Origin of the sequence: Tamaricihabitans halophyticus (assembly GCF_004340875.1) — a bacterium.
Taxonomy (GTDB): Bacteria; Actinomycetota; Actinomycetes; order Mycobacteriales; family Pseudonocardiaceae; genus Tamaricihabitans; species Tamaricihabitans halophyticus.
The window spans coordinates 270274-287662 of the sequence record NZ_SLXQ01000004.1 but is presented as its reverse complement, the minus strand read 5'-3'; the positions used below and the strand labels follow the sequence as shown (position 1 = coordinate 287662).

The window sequence follows — 17389 nt, the reverse complement described above, 5'->3', positions numbered from 1 at the left end:
GGAACGACATGACTGCGGCACGGAGTCGACTCGTGCACCTTCCCGTATCGGAGGTTCCAGCTGGGATGGCGGTACGCCCAGCCTCGGCGCAGGAGGATGCGCCGCTGGTGCGGGACTGGCTGAACGCCGAGCATGCCAAGAACTTCTGGCGATTGCATACCGATAGGGACGGTGAAGGAGCGTACTCGGTAGCGGTCGTGCGGGAGTACCTGCGCGCGTTTGCCGAAAATCGGGGGGAGTCGGCGTGGATCGGGGAACTGGACGGTGCTCCGGCGAGTTATTGGGAGACCTACGAGGTGGCCAGTTCGCCGCTTGCTGGTGAGCCGGAACTGTCCGACCGGGATCGCGGTATTCACGTACTGATCGGTTCGACGCGCTATGTCGGCAGAGGTTTGGGCCCTCGGCTGCTGGCCGCGATGGCTGCTTGGCAGTTTGCCGAGTACCCGGTAGCCGCCCGGGTTGTCGCCGAACCGGATGTCCGCAACGAACGTGCCGTCCGGGCCTTCCAACGAGCTGGTTTTCGGCAGGCACGTACCGTGGACCTGGAACGAAAGCGGGCCGCGCTGATGATCCACGACCGCCGCCCACCTACCCAAGAACCGCAAGATCCCTAAAGAACGCGAACACGGGGCGCCGCGTCAGGTCGGGCGTGGGGCGGACCAGGCGCGCCACAGCCGGGCGTAGCGTCCGTCGGCGGCAACCAGCTCGTCGTGGGTACCGGTTTCCACGATGGCGCCCGCATCCAGTACCACGATGCGGTCGCAGGCAGCCGCCTGCGTGAGCCGATGCGCCACCACCAGCGCCGTGCGCCCGGCGAGTGCGTTGGCGGCAGCGGATTCCAGCACGCGGGCGCCCGCGCTGCCCGCGTCCGCGGTGGCCTCGTCCAGGATCGCGATCCGCGGATCCGCCAGTATCAGGCGTGCGAGCGCGAGTTGTTGGGCTTGGGTGACGGTCAGCCGGTGGCCACCCTCGCCCACCACGGTGGCCAGACCATCGGGCAGCGCCTGGACCCAATCCCGCGCGCCCACTTGGTCAACAGCCGCGAGCAGTTCCTCGTCGGCAGCCTTGGGTTTGGCAAGGCGCAGGTCGTCGGCGAGCGGGCCGGCGAATACATGCACCTCCTGGCTAATCAGACCGACCAAATCACTGATCGCGTGTGGTCCGCGCTCGGTAAGGTCGACCTCGCCCAGGGTGATCGAGCCCCTGCTCGGTGCGTGTATCCCGGCGATCAACTTGGCGAGCGTGGTCTTGCCCGCACCGCTCGCGCCAACCAGAGCGACGCGCTGACCAGCCGCCACCTCGAGGTCGATATCCCGAAGTACGGGCTGGCCCGGCACGTACTCATGTCGAACGTTGGCGACCTTGATCGTCGGGTCGAGCTGCTGACCGGTGCGGGTGTTCTCCGGTTGTGGGGGTAGTTCAGTCACGCCGACGAGCCTGGCCAGGCTGGCGAGCGCGACCTGCGCGTCGTCCACCAACCGCAGCGCGGCGTTGATCGGATTGAACAGGTTGTGGAAGTACAACGCCGCGGCCGTGGCGGTGCCGATGGTCGCCGAGCCATTTTGGACAAGCACGAAGCCGGTGATCAGCACGGTGCTCAAGCCGAGGAGTTCGGCAAAGTTCAGTCGATTGTAGAAACCGGTAACCAGCCGCACGCCCCGCAGCATCAGCTCCATCGCACGCGTGGAGCGGGTCCGGACTTTGTCGACATGTGCCGTGCCGAGCCGAAAGGTGCGCACCGTATGGGCTCCACCGACGGTATCCAGCAACTGGTGTTGTTGTGCACCCGTCGCTACCCGTTGCGCGGCATACAGCGGTACGGCGTGGCGCTGGTACCAGCGCACCGTCAGTACGTGGATCGGCGCGACGACAAGGGCGACGGCCGCGAATCGCCAGTCAAGGACGATCATGCCAATCAGGGTGAGCACGATGGTCAGCCCGGAGCGCGCCAGCTCCGGCAGCGCGTTGCGCACCGCGTCCGCGATCATCGATACGTCGTTGGTTACCCGTGCGGTCAGATCACCGGACCCGGCCTGCTCCACGCGTTCCAGTGGCAGGTGCAACGCCCGCCGGACGAAGCGCTCACGCAGTTCGGCCAGCATTCCTTCGCCGAGCCTGGCCAGCCTGGTCAAACCGACCGCGGTGGTAATGCCCTGCCCGATAGCGATACCCAGAATCAGCAGCACTGGTAGGACGATCGTATCGGCCGCGCGTTGTTCGGCGACGAGATCGACGAGATAGCCAAGCAGCGGCGGGATAAGCAAGCCGAGCCCGGTGGCGACGAGCATGAGCAGAAACGCGCCGGCGGCGAGCCAACGTGCACTACGCAGCAGCGCGCCGAGCGCACCGCGAATGGCCGGCCCGTCCGCCGTTGGCAGCAAGCCGGCCTGCCCGGTCGGTTGTTGCCTGGCCGCGGCGTCTCCGTGTGGCTCGGTCATCCCATCGCCCCCGTCATCCCAATACCGCCGAGCGATACTGGTCGTCCGCGCGCAACAACCGGGAGTGCGTGTCCTCGGCCTGGACCGCTGCCCCGGCAACGAAAACCACCGTGTCGGTGATCTTCAGCAGTGTTGGGCTGGTAGTGACCAGCACGGTGGTGCGTCCAGTACGCAGCTCGCGAATACCCTCGGCGATCCGCGCTTCGGTCACGGCGTCCACGGCGGTGGTGGGCTCATGCAGCACCAGCACCGGTGGATCGCCGGCGAGCGCGCGGGCAAGGGCAACCCGCTGTCGTTGCCCACCGGACAGTGAGCGGCCCCGTTCGGCGAGTACGGTGTGCGCGCCAGCGGGGAGGGTTTCCGCGACCTCGTCCCCGCCGGAGGCGCGCAGGGCCGCGGCCACCGCGTCCTCGGACAGTTCCGGTGTCGCGGCCGTGACGTTGTCCAGCAGGCTCTCCTCGAACAGATCCGCGTCATGCGCCGCGACCACGAGCGCCTCGCGAAGCCGGCTCGGCGCGACAGTGGACACGTCGATCCCGTCCAGCGAAACCGATCCCGCCGTGGGTTCCGCGGCCCGGCCAAGGCAGTCCAGTAAGGCCGTCGCCGCGCGCGCATCAGTGGCGACGATCCCGAGCGTGTGCCCAGCCGGTACGGACAGGTCAACATCGTGCAGTGGATCGAGTCGCAATCCGCGCAGTCGGAGTTCACCGCGGATGGTGCTGGGCAGCGGCTCCTCGCCGGCATGCACCGCCGGTGTGGCGGCAAGTACCTCGCCGATCCGCTTCGCGGAAGCCCTGCCCTGCGCGAGCTGCCCGTTCACCACGGCGAAGATCTGCAGTGGTCCCAGCAGGAACTGAGCCAAGCCGACCGCGGTGACCAGGTTGCCGATGGTGATCTCGGCGTTGATCGCGAGCTGCCCGCCGACGAGCGCGATCAGCGCGATCAGCACCCCGGTGAGTATCAGGATCGCCCCGTCGTGCCAGGCTTCGGCGCGGGCGGCGCGGACCGTAGCCGCCAGCGAGTTCCTGCTGGTGGCGCGATACCTGGCCACGGCGGTGGAAACGGCGCCGATGCCCTTGAGTACGCGTAGTCCGGAGACCAGGTCCGCGGCCACACCCGAGGCGTGCGCGGCTCGTTCCTGCTCCGCGCCACTGCGCCGCTCGAGCGGTTTGCCGAGCAGGTGGGCCAGGACGAGTAGTAACGGGGTGCCGAGCAGGACCAGCAGGCCGAGCGGTGTGGAGATGCGGAGCAATACCGTGCCCGCGACCAGAATGCCGGCGAGGCCGGCGACACCAAGGGGCAGCGCGAGATTGACCGCGCCCACCCGCTTGGCGTCATTCGTCGCGATGTTCACCAAAGCCCCCGACAGCCGGCCGGCTTCGGCTCCACCGTGCTGATCGACGACCCTGCTGGTGAGTCGCATCCGCAACCGGTGCGCCGCCTGATACGAGGCGCGTTCGCCAGCACGGGCGCCGTACCGGAAGCTCAGCGCGAGGCCGAGAAACACCGCCGCGAGGATGAGCAGCCAGCGGGCCAGTGCACTCACCGAGCCGGTGGTGACCGCCTCGTCGATGATCACGCCGATCAGCAGCGGCACCGAGGCCTCAGCGCCCTGGTGCAAGATATAGAACACCGTACTGGTCGTCACCAGTGCGGACTGGCCCCGAATCGAGCTGGCCAGGACGCCACGCGCGGGCCGGCTGCCTGGCTTCGGCTGCTGCGGCATCGCATCGTTCCTTACTTTCGTGGTCAGCACTTTCGTGGTCAGCGGTCACTGTGCCTGGTTGGCCGTTCGGCCGAACGGGCGCCCCGCCGTGGCAACGCGTGACACGATAAGCGAAGCAAGCCTATCCTTAGTAGTGCGCATCGATACGTGAGCGGCCGCACACGCACAGTTCCCAGTGGGCCGTCTATGATCATGATCATTAGGTTAGGCTCACCTACATTAATCTAGGCTAAGGTGTGCGGCCGGTGCACCAGTTGTCTTCTAGTCGTCAGCCGTTGCCAGTTGGCGCGAGCGTGAGAGGACGGGAATGTCGCAGCAATCGCCAGATGAGCAGGTACCGACATACGACGTGGTAGGAGTTGGGTTCGGCCCGTCAAACCTTGCGCTGGCGATTGCCGTCCGGGAGCACAATCAGCAGGCTGGGCGGCAGGATCTGACCGCGGCGTTCGTGGAACGGCAGGCTGCCTTTGGCTGGCATCGCGGGATGCTGATCGACGATGCGACGATGCAGGTGTCCTTTATGAAAGATCTGGTCACCTTGCGCAATCCGACCAGCGAGTTCAGCTTTCTTGCCTACCTGCACAACAAGGGACGGCTGGTCGATTTCATCAACCAGAAATCCCTTTTCCCGCTTCGTGTCGAGTTTCACGACTACCTGGAGTGGGCCGCGGCGAGGTTCGCGGATCAGGTCGCTTACGGCACGGTGGTGACCGAGATTCGCCCGGTTACCACCGGTTCGACGGTTGAGTTGTTCGATGTGGTCACTCGGCCTACCGGTGGCGGTGCGCCGACCGTGCTGTACCGGGCGCGTAATCTGGTGCTCGGGATCGGCATGGAACCGAATCTGCCGGACGGTGTGTCCCTTGGCGAGCGCGTCTGGCACAACCGCGATCTCTTGTCCAGAGTAGATACGATCGCCGAGTCGGATCCAGCGAGGTTCGCCGTGGTCGGTGCTGGGCAGAGCGCCGCGGAAGTGGCCAAGTACCTGCATGATCGGTTCCCGCGCGCGGAGATCTGCGCGGTGTTCTCCCGGTACGGTTACAGCCCTTCCGATGACAGCCCGTTCGCCAACCGGGTGTTCGACCCAGATGCGGTTGACAAGTACTTCACCGCGCCGGGTGAGGTAAAACGGATGATCCTGGATTATCACGGCAACACGAACTACTCCGTGGTTGATCCTGAGTTGATCGAGGAGTTGTACGCGCGGCTCTACCGGGAAAAGGTGCTGGGCGCCGAACGGTTGCGGATCTACAACGTGGCTAGGTTGGTCGAGGTGGCCGAAGCCGATGGCGGGGTACGTGCCACGGTGGAATCGTTGGCATCACTGGAAAAGACCGTACTCGACTGTGATGTGCTCGTCTGTGCCACCGGATATCGTCCAGTTGATCCGGCGCGGCTGCTCGGCGCGGTGGGCGAGTGGTGTCGAACGGACGCCGAAGGAAACATCCGCGTAGCGCGCGATTATCGGGTGATCACTGATCCGGCGCTGCGCGCGGGCCTGTATTTGCAGGGGGGCACCGAGCACACGCACGGTATTTCCTCATCCTTGTTGTCCAATACCGTGGCACGTACCAGCGATATCGTGCGCTCCGTACTGCATCGGCTTGGTCACGGAGCGGCAACGGTCGATGTGCCAGCGCAGGCGCTTGGCGCGATGCGCGGGTTACCCGAGACGCGCGCCACAGAATCTCGTTAATGCGGCCCTGAACTGGGAATTCGTTCAGTATCGTGGCAGTGTTGTCGTGCGGCGGGTTGCCAACCCTGGAATCTCGTGGTTACGGTTCGATAAACCCTATAACGGTCCGGCCACGATGGAGTCGTTCGAGTGGCGCCCCCGAGCCGCTCGCCAGGATCCCCCGCCTGGAGCCTCCGGTCGGACTTCCCCGACGAGAAGGGTCAGGCATTGGCACGACACCGCTCCCCCGGCGGTCGCGGCTGCTCTCCTGCGCTTGATGAGGCACATGCTGTCGCGATCAAGCGCGCCCCTGGCGCGCATCGCATCCCCACGCCAAGTTCCGCGCTACGCGGCAAAGTAGTGGTTGCCGCGGTAGCGGCTGGCGCGTTCGCCGCCGCTGCCGCAGGACAATCACTGGCCGCGACGGCCGATTCGGACTCAGATCACACGGTTACCCCGCTAGCCGATGGCAACATCGCGAACGCCGCGCTTGGCACCGGTGGCGGCTCCGGCCTCACCGCCCGTCCCGTCGTACTCGGCGCGGACGGTGATGGCACGGCCGAGGCGCGCAAGCTCGCCGAGACCACCCAGGTCACCGCCGAGCGGCAGGCCCGCGAAGCCGAGGCCGCGCGAGCGGCGGCGGCCGAGGCGGCAAGGAAAGCGCGGGAAGCACGCGAGGCCCGCGAAGCGGCGGCCCGCGAGGCCGAACGGGCCGAGCAGGCGGCCGAGCAACCGCAGCAACCGCAAGTCGCCGCGGGCGGCACCGTCGCTCCCGCCCAGGGCACGTTCACCTCGGGCTTCGGTGCCCGGTGGGGCGCCAGCCATATGGGCATCGACATCGCCAACTCCCTCGGCACGCCGATCGTCGCCGCCTCCGGTGGCACGGTGATCGAAGCCGGCCCGGCGAGCGGTTTCGGGAACTGGGTACGGATTCAGCTGGACGACGGCACGGTGCACGTCTACGGGCATATGGCGGTCTACGACGTCAGCGCAGGACAGCGCGTCGAGGCGGGCGAGAAGATCGCCGAGATCGGCAACGAGGGCCAGTCGACCGGGCCGCATGTGCACTTCGAGGTCTGGCAGAACGGTGGCGAGAAGGTCGACCCGCAGGCCTGGCTGGCCGAACGCGGCGTGCAACTCTAGCTAGCCAGGGTGCTTGCCCTGTCGGGCTAGCCTTGGCAACTCGTACGAACCTCGCGTATGGGGCAGCGGCCGGCTGCCGGTACAGTGAAGCCGGAATCCAAGGAAGGTGGCTTCGTGTTCCGGCTGCGCTTCGTGCTCGCGGTGCTTTTCCCGGCCGTGTTCGTCATGTTGCCGGGTGGCTGGCTGTCCAGCACCGTGGCGCTGGCTACGGCGGTCACCGCGACGATCGCCGTCACCTTGCTGATCGGGGTGACCAGGGATCCGGTAGGGCCCGCGACTGGTCCAATCCGGACGCTGGAAATCTCCCTGCGGGAACGCGCCAAACGCGCCGCCTTCATCCGACTACGCGATCCGAATGCTCCTGGTCGAGCGCGCCCACGGGCGCCGTCTGCGGGCTTCGCCGTCACGTGACCGTGCTGGCGCACGCATGAATGCCGTGCGCTGGCCGCCCGCGAAAGCGGGTACGTGGTCGGCCAACCGGGCCAACTGGCCAGTCCGCTTTCGGCTATCAGACGGAGTCAACTCATCGTGTTCGATTTCATTCTCTATCCCGTGTCAGCGATCCTGTGGGTCTGGCACGCGGTATTCGGCGCACTGTTGGAACCCGACAGTGGGTTCGCCTGGTCTCTTTCCGTGTTCTTCCTGGTTTTCACCCTGCGGGTGCTGCTGATCAAGCCGGCGATCAGCCAGTTGCGCGCCGGCAGGAAGATGCAGAAGTTCGCTCCAAAGATCAAAGAGCTGCAGGAGAAGTACGGGAACGATCGCCAGCGACTGATGCTGGAAATGCAGAAGTTGCAGAGCGAGGGCGGCTTCAACCCGCTCGGCGGCTGTCTACCCGCACTGCTGCAGATCCCGGTCTTCTTGAGCTTGTTCTATGTGCTGCGCAGTTTCACCCCTGGCGCGGAGAGCAACTACGTGTTCGACCGCGAAGGGGTTGCCTCCTTCATCAATGCGGACCTCTTCGGCGCGAAGCTCGGTAGCTGGATCAGCCAGTCCGAGGCCGAGCTGGTTCAGTTCGGCACCGACCGGGCGGAGATGCTGACCGTCGGCCTGCCGCTGATGGTTCTCGCCGCAGCGGCGACGTACTTCACCATGAAGATGTCCATGCGCCGGCAGACCGAATCGGCGATGGCGAACCCACAGACCGCGATGATCAGCAAGTTCCTGCTCTATATCGCCCCGGCGGGGGTGCTGTTCTCCGGTTTGTTCCTGCCCATGCCGATCGCGGTGCTGCTGTACTTCCTGGCGAACAACGTGTGGACCTTCGGCCAGCAGCATCTGCTGACGAACATGATCGACAGGGAAGAGGCGCGCGCCGCCGAGGCCGCTGAGCGACCGGATCCGAAGAAGCGGGATACCAAGGACGGCGAGGACGGGTCCTAGCCGCGCCGGTCAGAACTGCAGGACGGCCTGCGCGACCAGGAAGTAGATGATCAGTCCGGTCGCGTCGACCAAGGTGGTGACCAGCGGCGCGGAGATGACCGCGGGGTCGATCCGAAGACGTTTGGCGACCAGCGGCATCACCGCGCCGACCACCGCGGCCCATGCGCAGATCGCGACCAGGGATATCCCGAGCACCGCCGCGATTGACCAGCCGACCAGGATCGCGCCGATCGAGAACGCTACGACGGAAAGCATCAGACCGAGGTTGAGGCCGACCCGCAGTTCCCGCCAGGCGACCCGTAGCACGTCCCGTGCGCGTACCTCGCCGACCGCGATCGCGCGTACGGCCGAGGTCGCCGCCTGCGCGCCCGCGTTCCCACCCGCGCCGACCAGCAGCGGGATGAACAGTGCCAGTGCGGTCACCTTCGCCAGCGTGTCCTCGAACAGTTGCATCACGTTCACCGACAGCGTCGCGGCAACGAGAAGGAGCAGCAGCCACACCGCCCGAGACCGGGCGACCTGGAATACGCTCGCGGTCAGATAGTGCCCGGTCAGCGGGGACGCGCCGGCCAGCCTGGCGACGTCCTCGGTGTCCGCGGTCTCGATCAGTTCGATCGCGTCGTCGATCGTGAGGATCCCGACCAGGCGATCTTCACTGTCCACCACCGGCAGGCCGAGCAGGTTCGCCTCCTGCATCAGGCGGGCGGCTTCCTCGGCGTCGGCCGTGGCTGGCACGCTCAGCGCTTGCCGGTCGACCAGATCAGCCACCGGTTGATCCGGGTCGGCGAGGACCAGCGAACGCAGCGTCGCGGTACCGATCAGCCGGCGCTCCTCGTCGACGACCGGCAGCGTGTAGACGGTTTCGGCATCCGAACCTTTCAGCCGGATCCTGCGCAACGCCTGGGTCACCGTGCCGGTGGCGCGCACCGGTACGGCTTTCGGGGACATATGCCTGCCGACCGAGCCTTGTGGGTAGCCGAGCAGCGCGGCGGTCATCTCTCGTTCCTGCTGGCTGAGTCCGGCGAGTACCCGCCGCGCGAATTTCGCGGGAGCCTCGCCGAGCAGGCGCGCCCGGTCATCCGGGTCCATCGCCTCGACCAGCTCATGGAAGGCGTGATCGCGTTGTCCACTGAGGATCTTCTGCTGTTCGGTCGGGTCCAGCTCTTCGAAAACCTCGAGCGCACGGTCCTTGTCCAGCAGGCGGAACAGCATGATGGCCGCTACCTGTTCCGCACGGGTGATCTCGTCAGCGATCACATGCGGCGGGTAGTCCGCGATCCACCGCTGGATACCAGCTAGGTCGTTGCGTTCCAGCAGCTCGGTGAGTTCTTCGTGGTCGGTGTCGTATCCTCCGGTCGTCAACGGTCGACTCCTAACCGCGGTTATGTCCGTTGTGGACGAGTGCAGGTGGCAGGGGAGCGCGCCAGCGCTAGGGATCGCCACCTGGATGAGTCGGCCGCGCGCGACAGCCAGTGCCATGCGCATAGTGGACGGACGAGACGAGCTGACCCGGTATCTGGTTCATGCGGTGAGATCCTGAGGTTTGGGCGGTGGTCGAACCAGCGTCTGGACGATGACATCGGTAAACCACGCGGACCTTGCGCACCCAGCAGTCGTCTGTGCGAGCGTCAGGCGGCCGTGTCCGCGTGGCAACTACTACTTCCGTCTTCGGACACGGTCTCACCTCCAGAATACGTTCGCCGATAGCGCAATCAGGTCGACTGGTGCGCCGTTCGCACGGTACACAGTACCCATGCGTACTTCGCGGCTGCCCCGCCGTGCGTTACTCGGTGGGTCCGCCATTCACCGCGCGGAGAGTGCGCATCGTGCTGGCTAACGCCGCGGTTGCTGGCGCTCCGAGCGGAGCGATCACCCGGTTGCGCAGGATCTCGGCACAGGCTGTCCTGGAACGTTCCGCGATATCCCGGCCATGTTCGGTGAGCACCGCGTAGGTGACTCGCCGATCCGTTTCGCACGGTTCCCGTCGGATCAGCCCTGCCGTGGTCAGCCGGTCGGCCACCTTGGTGAATCCGCCACTGCTCAGTGCGGCCTCGCCAGCAAGTTTGGTCATGGTCATGCGGTGATCGGGGGAGCGGATCAGTCGGATCAGGATGTCAAACGAGGAGGGGGCGAGATCGAAACGCTCCGCGATCTCGGCCATCATTCGATCGTTCGTCACGTGGTATCCCTCGATCACCAGTCCCCACCAGGTGATGATCTCGTCATCGTCGTGATCGGACTCGCCGATACCGTGCTCCGCGTGCACGCTCCATCACCCCCATTCGGGTATCTCGGGTATCCCTGGACGAGGACCATGATACGCCATTATCTCGCTAGGAAGAGTCTTCCTTGCAAGGAATATCGCCAGATTGGTGTATAACAACCTATACGCTGCGGCTATTGTGCCGGCTGGCTGACCGGCGGCCGGTAAGACTGTCGATGACCATCTTCAACGAAGCCAAGGACAGCAGAGCTGTTCAGCCGGTGGCGAAACGAGTCCAGTCCGGCCGCCGCGGCTGGGTACGTTGAACGCGGTTAGGTCAGTGGCGCGCGCCTGGGAGGTCTTGCAGATGTCGGATCGGGTGGTCCCCGGACCATGGGAGAAGGAACGGCCATGGGAGAAGGAACGGCCATGGGAGAAGGAACGGCCGCTGTTGCGGTCGATCCTCGGCGAGGCATTGCGGCGTAGGCGGCGCGCGCAAGACCGAACCCTGGCCGAGGTCGCGCGCGAGGCCCGGATCTCGATGCCCTATCTGTCTGAATTGGAGCGAGGTCGTAAGGAAGCGTCCTCGGAGGTGCTCGCCGCTATCTGTGACGCGCTTGGGGTGGAGCTCGCCGAGCTACTGACCGAACTGGGACAGGAACTGCTCGGTGTCCGGTACCGGCCAGCCTCGGTGTTGGAGTTGGCCGCGGTTCAGTGGCCGACGTCCGTGCCAGATTCGGCCGTGACGCGGCCAGGCGGCAGCCAGTCGGGCAGTATTCACTGCCTTGCCGCCTGACCGGCGTTCCGGCCGGGTTGATTACCGGGTGGTGATCACTTGGTCGGCGAGGCCGTACTCGACGGCCTCTGTCGCGGAGAACGTGATGTTGCGATCCGTGTCGCTCTTGATCTTGCTTTCCGGGTGGCCAGTGTGCCGGCTGAGGATCTCGTCCATTTCGGCGCGGACTCTGGTTACTTCCTTTGCCTGGATGGCCAGATCGGGCAGTGTGCCACGGGCCTGGCTGGACGGTTGATGAAGCAGTACCTTCGCATGCCGCAATACCGACCGTTTGCCTTCCGTGCCAGCGGCGAGAAGTACCGCGGCAGCGGAGGACGCCTGTCCCATGCAGAACGTGGCCACATCGGGCTTGATGAATTGCATGGTGTCGTAGATCGCCGTCAGCGCGCTGAATGATCCACCAGGTGAGTTGATGTACAGCCCGATATCCAGCTCCGAGCTCACTGATTCGAGATGCAGTAGCTGGGCCATGACGACATTCGCTACGCCATCGTCGATTTCGGTGCCAAGAAAGATGATCCGCTCGGCGAGCAGATGTGAGTAGATGTCGAAGGCTCGCTCACCGGTAGCGGTCTTTTCCACGACGGTGGGAATCGTGTACTGGCTCATGATCGCAACCCCGCCGTCTGCTTGTTGGTCGACGGACGTACGTCGTCCAGCTGTTCGACGATGTGATCGATGAACCCGTATTCCAGGGCTTCCTTGGCGTTGAACCACCGATCCCGCAGGCTGTCCCTCTCGATCGTGTCCACCGACTGGCCGGTGTGCTCGGCGGTCAACTGGTTCATCGTGGTACCGGTGCGTTCCAGTTGTTCGGCGTAGATCTCCACATCCGCCGCGGTGCCGGCGAAACCGGCCGATCCCTGATGCATCAGCACTTGGGAGTGTGGCAGGGCGAACCGTTTGCCAGGGGTACCGGCGCAAAGCAGGAACTGGCCCATGCTGGCGGCTAGTCCCATGGCTAGGGTGCCGACGTCGTTGGGAATGAGCCGCATGGTGTCGTAGATCGCCAGTCCTGCACTCACCGAACCGCCCGGCGAATTGATGTAGAGGCTGATATCGCTGCGTGGATCCTCGGCGGAGAGCAGCAACAGCTGCGTGCACAACCGGTTCGCCACTTGATCGTCCACTTCGGTGCCGAGGACGACGATGCGCTGGCTCAGCAACCGAGTAGCCAGCTGGTCGTCGAGCGTTCCTCCGGCCGCACCGGATTCGGCCACGGCTGTCCGCATAGTCGCTCCCTGTGTTGGTCGTCGCGCCGATGATTCGACGCCGTACGACCGATACTGGCTTCGGCAGTGACGGTGCGCCAAGCCAATCTGCTGATGGCAGAGCGACATCAGCGGCCGTGCCGGTACGCGAGCTACTCGTTGGCGACGAACTCGCGGAGCGGCTGCAGCCGTGGATCGGAGTGGCCGTCGTCGAGATGCCCGAACGACCAGGCGCCGAGCCCCGCGAGCTGTTCCGTCCGGGCCAGCTCGGCTTTCGCGCGAACCTTCTGCCGCGTGTCGTCGTGGTAGCCGTCCTGCGCGTCAACGTAGAGCCCAACGCCGAGCGCGAGCTTGTGCGGCGGGATGCCGGCCGATCGGTAGGCGGCGAGCTCATCCCTGCCGTCGCTCCAGTACGCCATCAGGTGGATCACCTCGACGTACTCGGTCAGCTCGGCCGCGAGTTCCGGTTCGAGTAGCCCGGAGACCGCGTCGAACGAGAGCCATGGGCGGGGCTGAACCTCATCGAGTGCCGTGCGTAGTTCGGTGATCAGGCTCCTGAACTGGTCGGCCGCAACGTGTTCCTCCCAGTCGATATCGATGCCGTCGTAGCCGTGCTGGCGCATCGCGTTGACGATCTCGGCGACGAATCCCGCGCGGTTCGCCGGTTTCGTGGCTTCGACGAACTGCTCGCCGTACCCTTCGCTGCCGATCACCAGGATCGCCTTCTTGTCCTGTTCGTGCGCGGCGTTGACCAGCTCGTTCGCCTGCCCGCCGGTGAGATTGGCCCATTCCAGTCCGCCGGCCGCGGTCGGATAGACGCCGAAATGCATGATGTGCGTCCAGGCGCCGAGGTCGAACGCGGACGGTGGCCGTTCCTGCTGGATCCAGCCCTCGTAGTAGCCGAGTGTCACGGGTGCGGACGGAGATGCCTGGGTCCCATTTCGGGTGGCTTGCGCGCCGCCTACCGCAAGCACAGTGCAGGTGAGCAAGGCCGCCACCGTGCCGGCTACCAGCCGGCGGCCCAGTCGCGCGCGCATTCGAGCCTCCCTCGAACCCGCCGGCCGTCCACCACGCCCGGCGTGCCGAAACGGTATCTCGCGCGCACAACTGTCTTTCCCGCTCCGGCTCACCCACAGTCGCACTACGCGTTGTGCTGGTGACGTCGGGTTGTTGATCGGCCCGATTGCCGTTGTCGTTCGATCGGGTGAAGACAAGTGACTCGGTGAGTTTGGTTGTCGGTAACCGGATGGTCGCCACGGCGGTACCGGCGGCACCCAGTGTTGGCCCCATCGGCCGGCGCGTACCTCCGGCCGGAGCGGACCGCCATCCCGGGCGGAGGAGGAGAACTCGACGATGACGCGTAGCACACGGCAGGTGCTCGGCCCCGTTGCGGTGACCGCGACGGCCGCACTGATGCTGGCCGGTTGCGGACAGAGCGCCGCCAACGATTCCGCCGACCAGGAGTCACGAAATCCGGATCAGCTCGTCTTCGCCGCGGTTCCGAGCGAGGAGTCGACCAGTCTGCAGCAGAGTTATCAGTCGGTGATCGACATGCTCGAGGAGGAGACCGGCAAGAAGATCACTTTCCAGCACGCGACCGATTACGCGGCGATCATCGAGGGCCAGCGGACCGGCAAGGTGGACATCGCGCAGTACGGCCCGTTCTCCTACGTGCTTGCCCGCAGTAGCGGGGTGGGCACCACCCCGGTGGGGGCGCAAGTGGAGGAACAGGGTGCCGAACCCGGTTACCAGTCCTATGCGATCACCAAACCCGGCTCGGGAATCACCAAGCTTGCTGATATGCGGGGCAAGAAGGTGTGCTTCGTGGATCCGAACTCGACTTCTGGATATCTCTATCCGTCCGCTGGGTTGATCGAAGCGGGGTTGAATCCGGAACAGGACATCGAAGAGGTCATGACCGGTGGACACGACGCCTCCGCTTTGGCGGTGGCCAGCGGTCAGTGCGAAGCGGGGTTCGCCTTCGACGACATGGTGGACGTCACGCTGCCCGGCAAGGGTCAGTTGAAGAAGGGAGACCTGGAGGTCATCTGGAAGTCCGAGACCATCGCCGGGTCGCCAGCCGCGATCGCCGATGATCTGGACCCTGCGTTGCGTAAGACGATCACCGATGCCTTCCAAGAGAAGGCCAATGTGGACTACCTGCGGGAGAACGGCTTCTGCGACAAGGATTGCTCGGTCGGCGAGGAAGGTAGCTGGGGATACACCGACGTGGATGATGCCTTCTACGACGGTGTCCGGGAGGTATGTGAGATCACCGACGACGAGCAGTGCCAGGCGTGAACCTGACAAGTCCATAGTGGATAGGAGAGAGCATGACGGTGAGTCAGTTTCCTGACCCGAAGAGCGGCGCGGTAACGATCCGGTTCTCCGATGTGTCCAAGCACTTCCCGCCCGATGTGGTCGCACTGAACGACGTTTCCTTCGATGTCCGGGCCGGCGAAGTGGTCGTACTGCTCGGGCATTCCGGCTCCGGAAAGTCCACATTGCTCCGTCAGGTGGACGGGCTGCAGCGGGCGAGCTCCGGAACCGTATCGGTGCTCGGTGCGGATGTCGGGAGCATGCGAGGTGCGCGAGCGCGGGCTCTGCGGCGACGTGTCGGGTTCGTGTTCCAGCAGTTCGAGCTGGTCGGCGGGCTGACCGTGCTGGAGAACGTCTGCACGGGGGCGCTTGGCCGGCTGCGCGGCCCCCGGCTCGGTCTGTTGAGTTATCCGCGATCGGTTCGACGCGAGGCGTTGGGCCAGCTCGAGCGAGTCGGATTGGCGGCACAGGCGTTCCAGCGCGCTGACACGCTTTCCGGTGGCCAGCAACAGCGTGCCGCGGTAGCGCGGGCCCTGGTACAGCGCCCGGAGATCCTGCTGGCCGATGAGCCGGTCGCCTCGCTCGATCCGGAGTCCGCCGCGCAGGTGATGCGGTTGATCAGGGAGATCAGCGTGGAGCAGGGCCTCACGGTGCTGTGCAGCCTGCATCAACTCGACCTCGCGCTGTCCTGGGGCGACCGGATTATCGGACTGCGTTCCGGCGAGGTTGTTCTCGATGCGCCGAGCGTTGGTCTGTCGCGCGAATCCGCGATGGAGGTGTACACCCAGCCAGCCATGCGCTCCGTACTCACCGCGGCCGGATGATGCCGATTACTCGAGCGCCAGCGGGCGAAGGGGCTCCGGCGCAGCCGCGCACGCTGGCGGCACCGCGCCCGACGAGCGCGCTGGCGTTTCTGGCGATCGCGGCTCTGTTGGGCCTCGGTTGCTGGGCGGTGCTGGATCTGCGGATCAACATCGCCACGCTGATCGACAGCGGGCGTAACGCCGCCGAGTTCGCCGGGCGGATGTTTCCACTTGATTTCCCTGGAACTGGCGAGCTGCTGCGGCTGACCGGTCAGACGTTGGCGATTGTTGTCTGTGCGACGTTGCTTTCCGTGCTGCTGAGTGTGCCGATCGCGGTGCTGGCCGCCAGCAACACGACTCCGAACCGGACGTCGCGCTATACCTCGCGCGGGCTGATCGTCGTGGCCCGTGCCGTCCCGGACGTGGTGCTCGCGATCATCTTCTTCAGGGTGTTCGGGCTTGGTGCACTCACCGGTGTGCTTGCGATGGGTCTGCACTCGGTCGGCATGGTCGGCAAGTTGTATGCCGACGCGATCGAGCAGATCGACGAAGGGCCGAGGCAGGCGGTCCGTGCGGGCGGAGCCTCGCGGTTGCAGGAGTTGACCTCGGGAGTACTTCCCCAAGTGCTGCCCGCCTTCGTGGCGCACGCGCTGCATCGCTTCGATATCAACCTGCGCATCTCGGTGGTGCTCGGCTTCGTTGGAGTAAACGGCCTCGGACATGAGATCGCGACGGCGTTCCGGCAACTGGACTACCAGCGCGGTATGGCCCTGGCGCTGGTCGTGCTGGTGCTGTGCATCGTGATCGAGCTGCTCTCCGGGGCGATCCGGCGCGCACTGCTGCGTTCCACCGATCGTGGTCGTCGATCGGTGTCCAGTGTACCCAGCCAGCGCGGCGCGCGAAGCGAACAGCGTTTGAGTCCACGGTGGACATTCCAGCGGATTCGCCGGGCGGGCTATCTGGTGTTGACCGGTCTCGTCGTACTCGCGTCGATCTGGGGTGCTGAGCTGTCGGTCGGCCAGTTCTTCGGCGCGCTTGGTGATCTTGGCAGCACCCTTGGCTTGTTCTGGCCGCCGGAAACCGGCGGTATGTTGCCAACCCTGTTGGCCGATCTGTGGGTTACCGTGAAGATCGCGCTGGCGGGAACCCTGATCGGGGCCGTGCTCGCCTTGCCCATCGGCGCGCTCGCCGCCCGCAACGTCGCGCCACGTGCTTCGGTTGCCAAGGTATTCCGGACCATCGTGGTGACCGTACGTGGGTTGCCGGAGTTGGTGCTGGCGATCGTGTTCGTGGTAATCACCGGATTGGGGCCGGTTGCCGGTGCCTGTGCGCTCGGCGTGGGAGCCATTGGGCTACTGGGTAAACTCGTTGCGGATTCGCTCGAGGAAGTGGATCCCGGCAAGGAACAAGCGGTTCGGGCGACCGGCGCGAGCGCATGGCAGGTGTTCTGCTCGGCAACGGTGCCACAGGCCGCGCCGGCGTTCGTTGGTCATCTGCTTTATCAGCTTGATGTGAACATCCGGTCCGCGACGTTGCTCGGTATCGTCGGCGCCGGTGGGATCGGTTTCCAACTGCTCAACGCATCCAGGGTGTTGGAGTTCGGTGTCGTGACTACCGTGATGCTCCTGGTTTTCGGCACCGTGCTTGTTGTCGAACTACTGGCGCTGTGGCTACGAAGCGTCCTTCGCTGAG

At 65.4% G+C, this 17389-nt stretch carries 16 protein-coding genes; 9 read left to right on the top strand and 7 right to left on the bottom strand.

What is annotated here, in order from left to right; translation table 11 throughout:
- The first annotated feature begins 8 nt into the window (after nt 1–8).
- Nucleotides 9–614 (top strand): GNAT family N-acetyltransferase, encoded by a 606-nt coding sequence (locus tag EV191_RS13360; protein ID WP_132877338.1) that lies wholly within the window; start codon nt 9–11, stop codon nt 612–614.
- 24 nt (nt 615–638) lie between these two features.
- On the opposite strand, the gene EV191_RS13355 is transcribed toward EV191_RS13360, so the two are convergent.
- Nucleotides 639–2438, bottom strand: a complete 1800-nt coding sequence (locus tag EV191_RS13355) for an ABC transporter ATP-binding protein (protein WP_132877337.1) — start codon at nt 2436–2438, stop codon at nt 639–641.
- A 13-nt stretch (nt 2439–2451) separates the two neighbouring features.
- Entirely contained in the window at nt 2452–4164 is a 1713-nt protein-coding gene (locus EV191_RS13350; protein WP_132877336.1) for an ABC transporter ATP-binding protein, read from the bottom strand.
- Between the two features lie 307 nt (nt 4165–4471).
- Here EV191_RS13350 and EV191_RS13345 point away from each other — a divergent pair, with 307 nt between their 5' ends.
- The 4 genes from EV191_RS13345 (at nt 4472) to yidC (ending at nt 8365) form a co-directional block, all read left to right on the top strand.
- Nucleotides 4472–5860 (top strand): lysine N(6)-hydroxylase/L-ornithine N(5)-oxygenase family protein, encoded by a 1389-nt coding sequence (locus tag EV191_RS13345; RefSeq protein ID WP_132877335.1) that lies wholly within the window; start codon nt 4472–4474, stop codon nt 5858–5860.
- A gap of 207 nt (nt 5861–6067) precedes the next feature.
- The gene (locus EV191_RS13340; protein WP_132877392.1) at nt 6068–6982 is read left to right on the top strand and encodes a M23 family metallopeptidase; all 915 of its coding nucleotides are present in this window, start codon (nt 6068–6070) and stop codon (nt 6980–6982) included.
- 57 nt (nt 6983–7039) lie between these two features.
- Nucleotides 7040–7393, top strand: a complete 354-nt coding sequence (locus EV191_RS13335; RefSeq protein WP_243658940.1) for a DUF6412 domain-containing protein — start codon at nt 7040–7042, stop codon at nt 7391–7393.
- 117 nt (nt 7394–7510) lie between these two features.
- Nucleotides 7511–8365: a membrane protein insertase YidC gene (gene yidC / locus EV191_RS13330; RefSeq protein ID WP_132877334.1), complete on the top strand. Its 855-nt coding sequence runs from the start codon at nt 7511–7513 to the stop codon at nt 8363–8365.
- Between the two features lie 9 nt (nt 8366–8374).
- On the opposite strand, the gene mgtE is transcribed toward yidC, so the two are convergent.
- Together mgtE and EV191_RS13320 are read right to left on the bottom strand one after the other, a co-directional pair.
- Nucleotides 8375–9727 carry a magnesium transporter gene (mgtE, locus tag EV191_RS13325; RefSeq protein WP_243658938.1) on the bottom strand — a complete coding sequence of 451 codons (1353 nt, stop codon included), beginning with the start codon at nt 9725–9727 and terminating at the stop codon, nt 8375–8377.
- Between the two features lie 421 nt (nt 9728–10148).
- The gene (locus EV191_RS13320) at nt 10149–10631 is read right to left on the bottom strand and encodes a MarR family winged helix-turn-helix transcriptional regulator (RefSeq protein WP_243658937.1); all 483 of its coding nucleotides are present in this window, start codon (nt 10629–10631) and stop codon (nt 10149–10151) included.
- 304 nt (nt 10632–10935) lie between these two features.
- On the opposite strand from EV191_RS13320, the gene EV191_RS13315 reads away from it, so the two are divergent.
- Nucleotides 10936–11364 (top strand): helix-turn-helix domain-containing protein, encoded by a 429-nt coding sequence (locus EV191_RS13315; protein ID WP_132877332.1) that lies wholly within the window; start codon nt 10936–10938, stop codon nt 11362–11364.
- Between the two features lie 21 nt (nt 11365–11385).
- Here EV191_RS13315 and EV191_RS13310 read toward each other — a convergent pair whose 3' ends face one another.
- From EV191_RS13310 to EV191_RS13300, 3 genes are all read right to left on the bottom strand, one after another.
- On the bottom strand, nt 11386–11973 hold the full coding sequence (locus EV191_RS13310) for a ClpP family protease (RefSeq protein WP_132877331.1): 588 nt from the start codon (nt 11971–11973) through the stop codon (nt 11386–11388).
- Entirely contained in the window at nt 11970–12596 is a 627-nt protein-coding gene (locus EV191_RS13305) for a ClpP family protease (protein WP_132877330.1), read from the bottom strand. The genes EV191_RS13310 and EV191_RS13305 overlap by 4 nt, the downstream gene beginning before the upstream one ends.
- A 131-nt stretch (nt 12597–12727) precedes the next feature.
- The gene (locus EV191_RS13300) at nt 12728–13612 is read right to left on the bottom strand and encodes a glycoside hydrolase family 18 protein (protein WP_132877329.1); all 885 of its coding nucleotides are present in this window, start codon (nt 13610–13612) and stop codon (nt 12728–12730) included.
- Nucleotides 13613–13928: 316 nt separating this feature from the next.
- On the opposite strand from EV191_RS13300, the gene EV191_RS13295 reads away from it, so the two are divergent.
- Genes EV191_RS13295 through phnE form a run of 3 tightly spaced genes read left to right on the top strand, consistent with a single transcriptional unit; the run spans nt 13929 to nt 17388 of the window.
- Entirely contained in the window at nt 13929–14876 is a 948-nt protein-coding gene (locus EV191_RS13295; RefSeq protein WP_132877328.1) for a phosphate/phosphite/phosphonate ABC transporter substrate-binding protein, read from the top strand.
- 32 nt (nt 14877–14908) lie between these two features.
- Nucleotides 14909–15718, top strand: a complete 810-nt coding sequence (gene phnC, locus EV191_RS13290) for a phosphonate ABC transporter ATP-binding protein (RefSeq protein WP_132877327.1) — start codon at nt 14909–14911, stop codon at nt 15716–15718.
- On the top strand, nt 15715–17388 hold the full coding sequence (gene phnE / locus EV191_RS13285) for a phosphonate ABC transporter, permease protein PhnE (RefSeq protein ID WP_243658936.1): 1674 nt from the start codon (nt 15715–15717) through the stop codon (nt 17386–17388). The genes phnC and phnE overlap by 4 nt, the downstream gene beginning before the upstream one ends.
- Nucleotide 17389 lies beyond the last annotated feature (1 nt).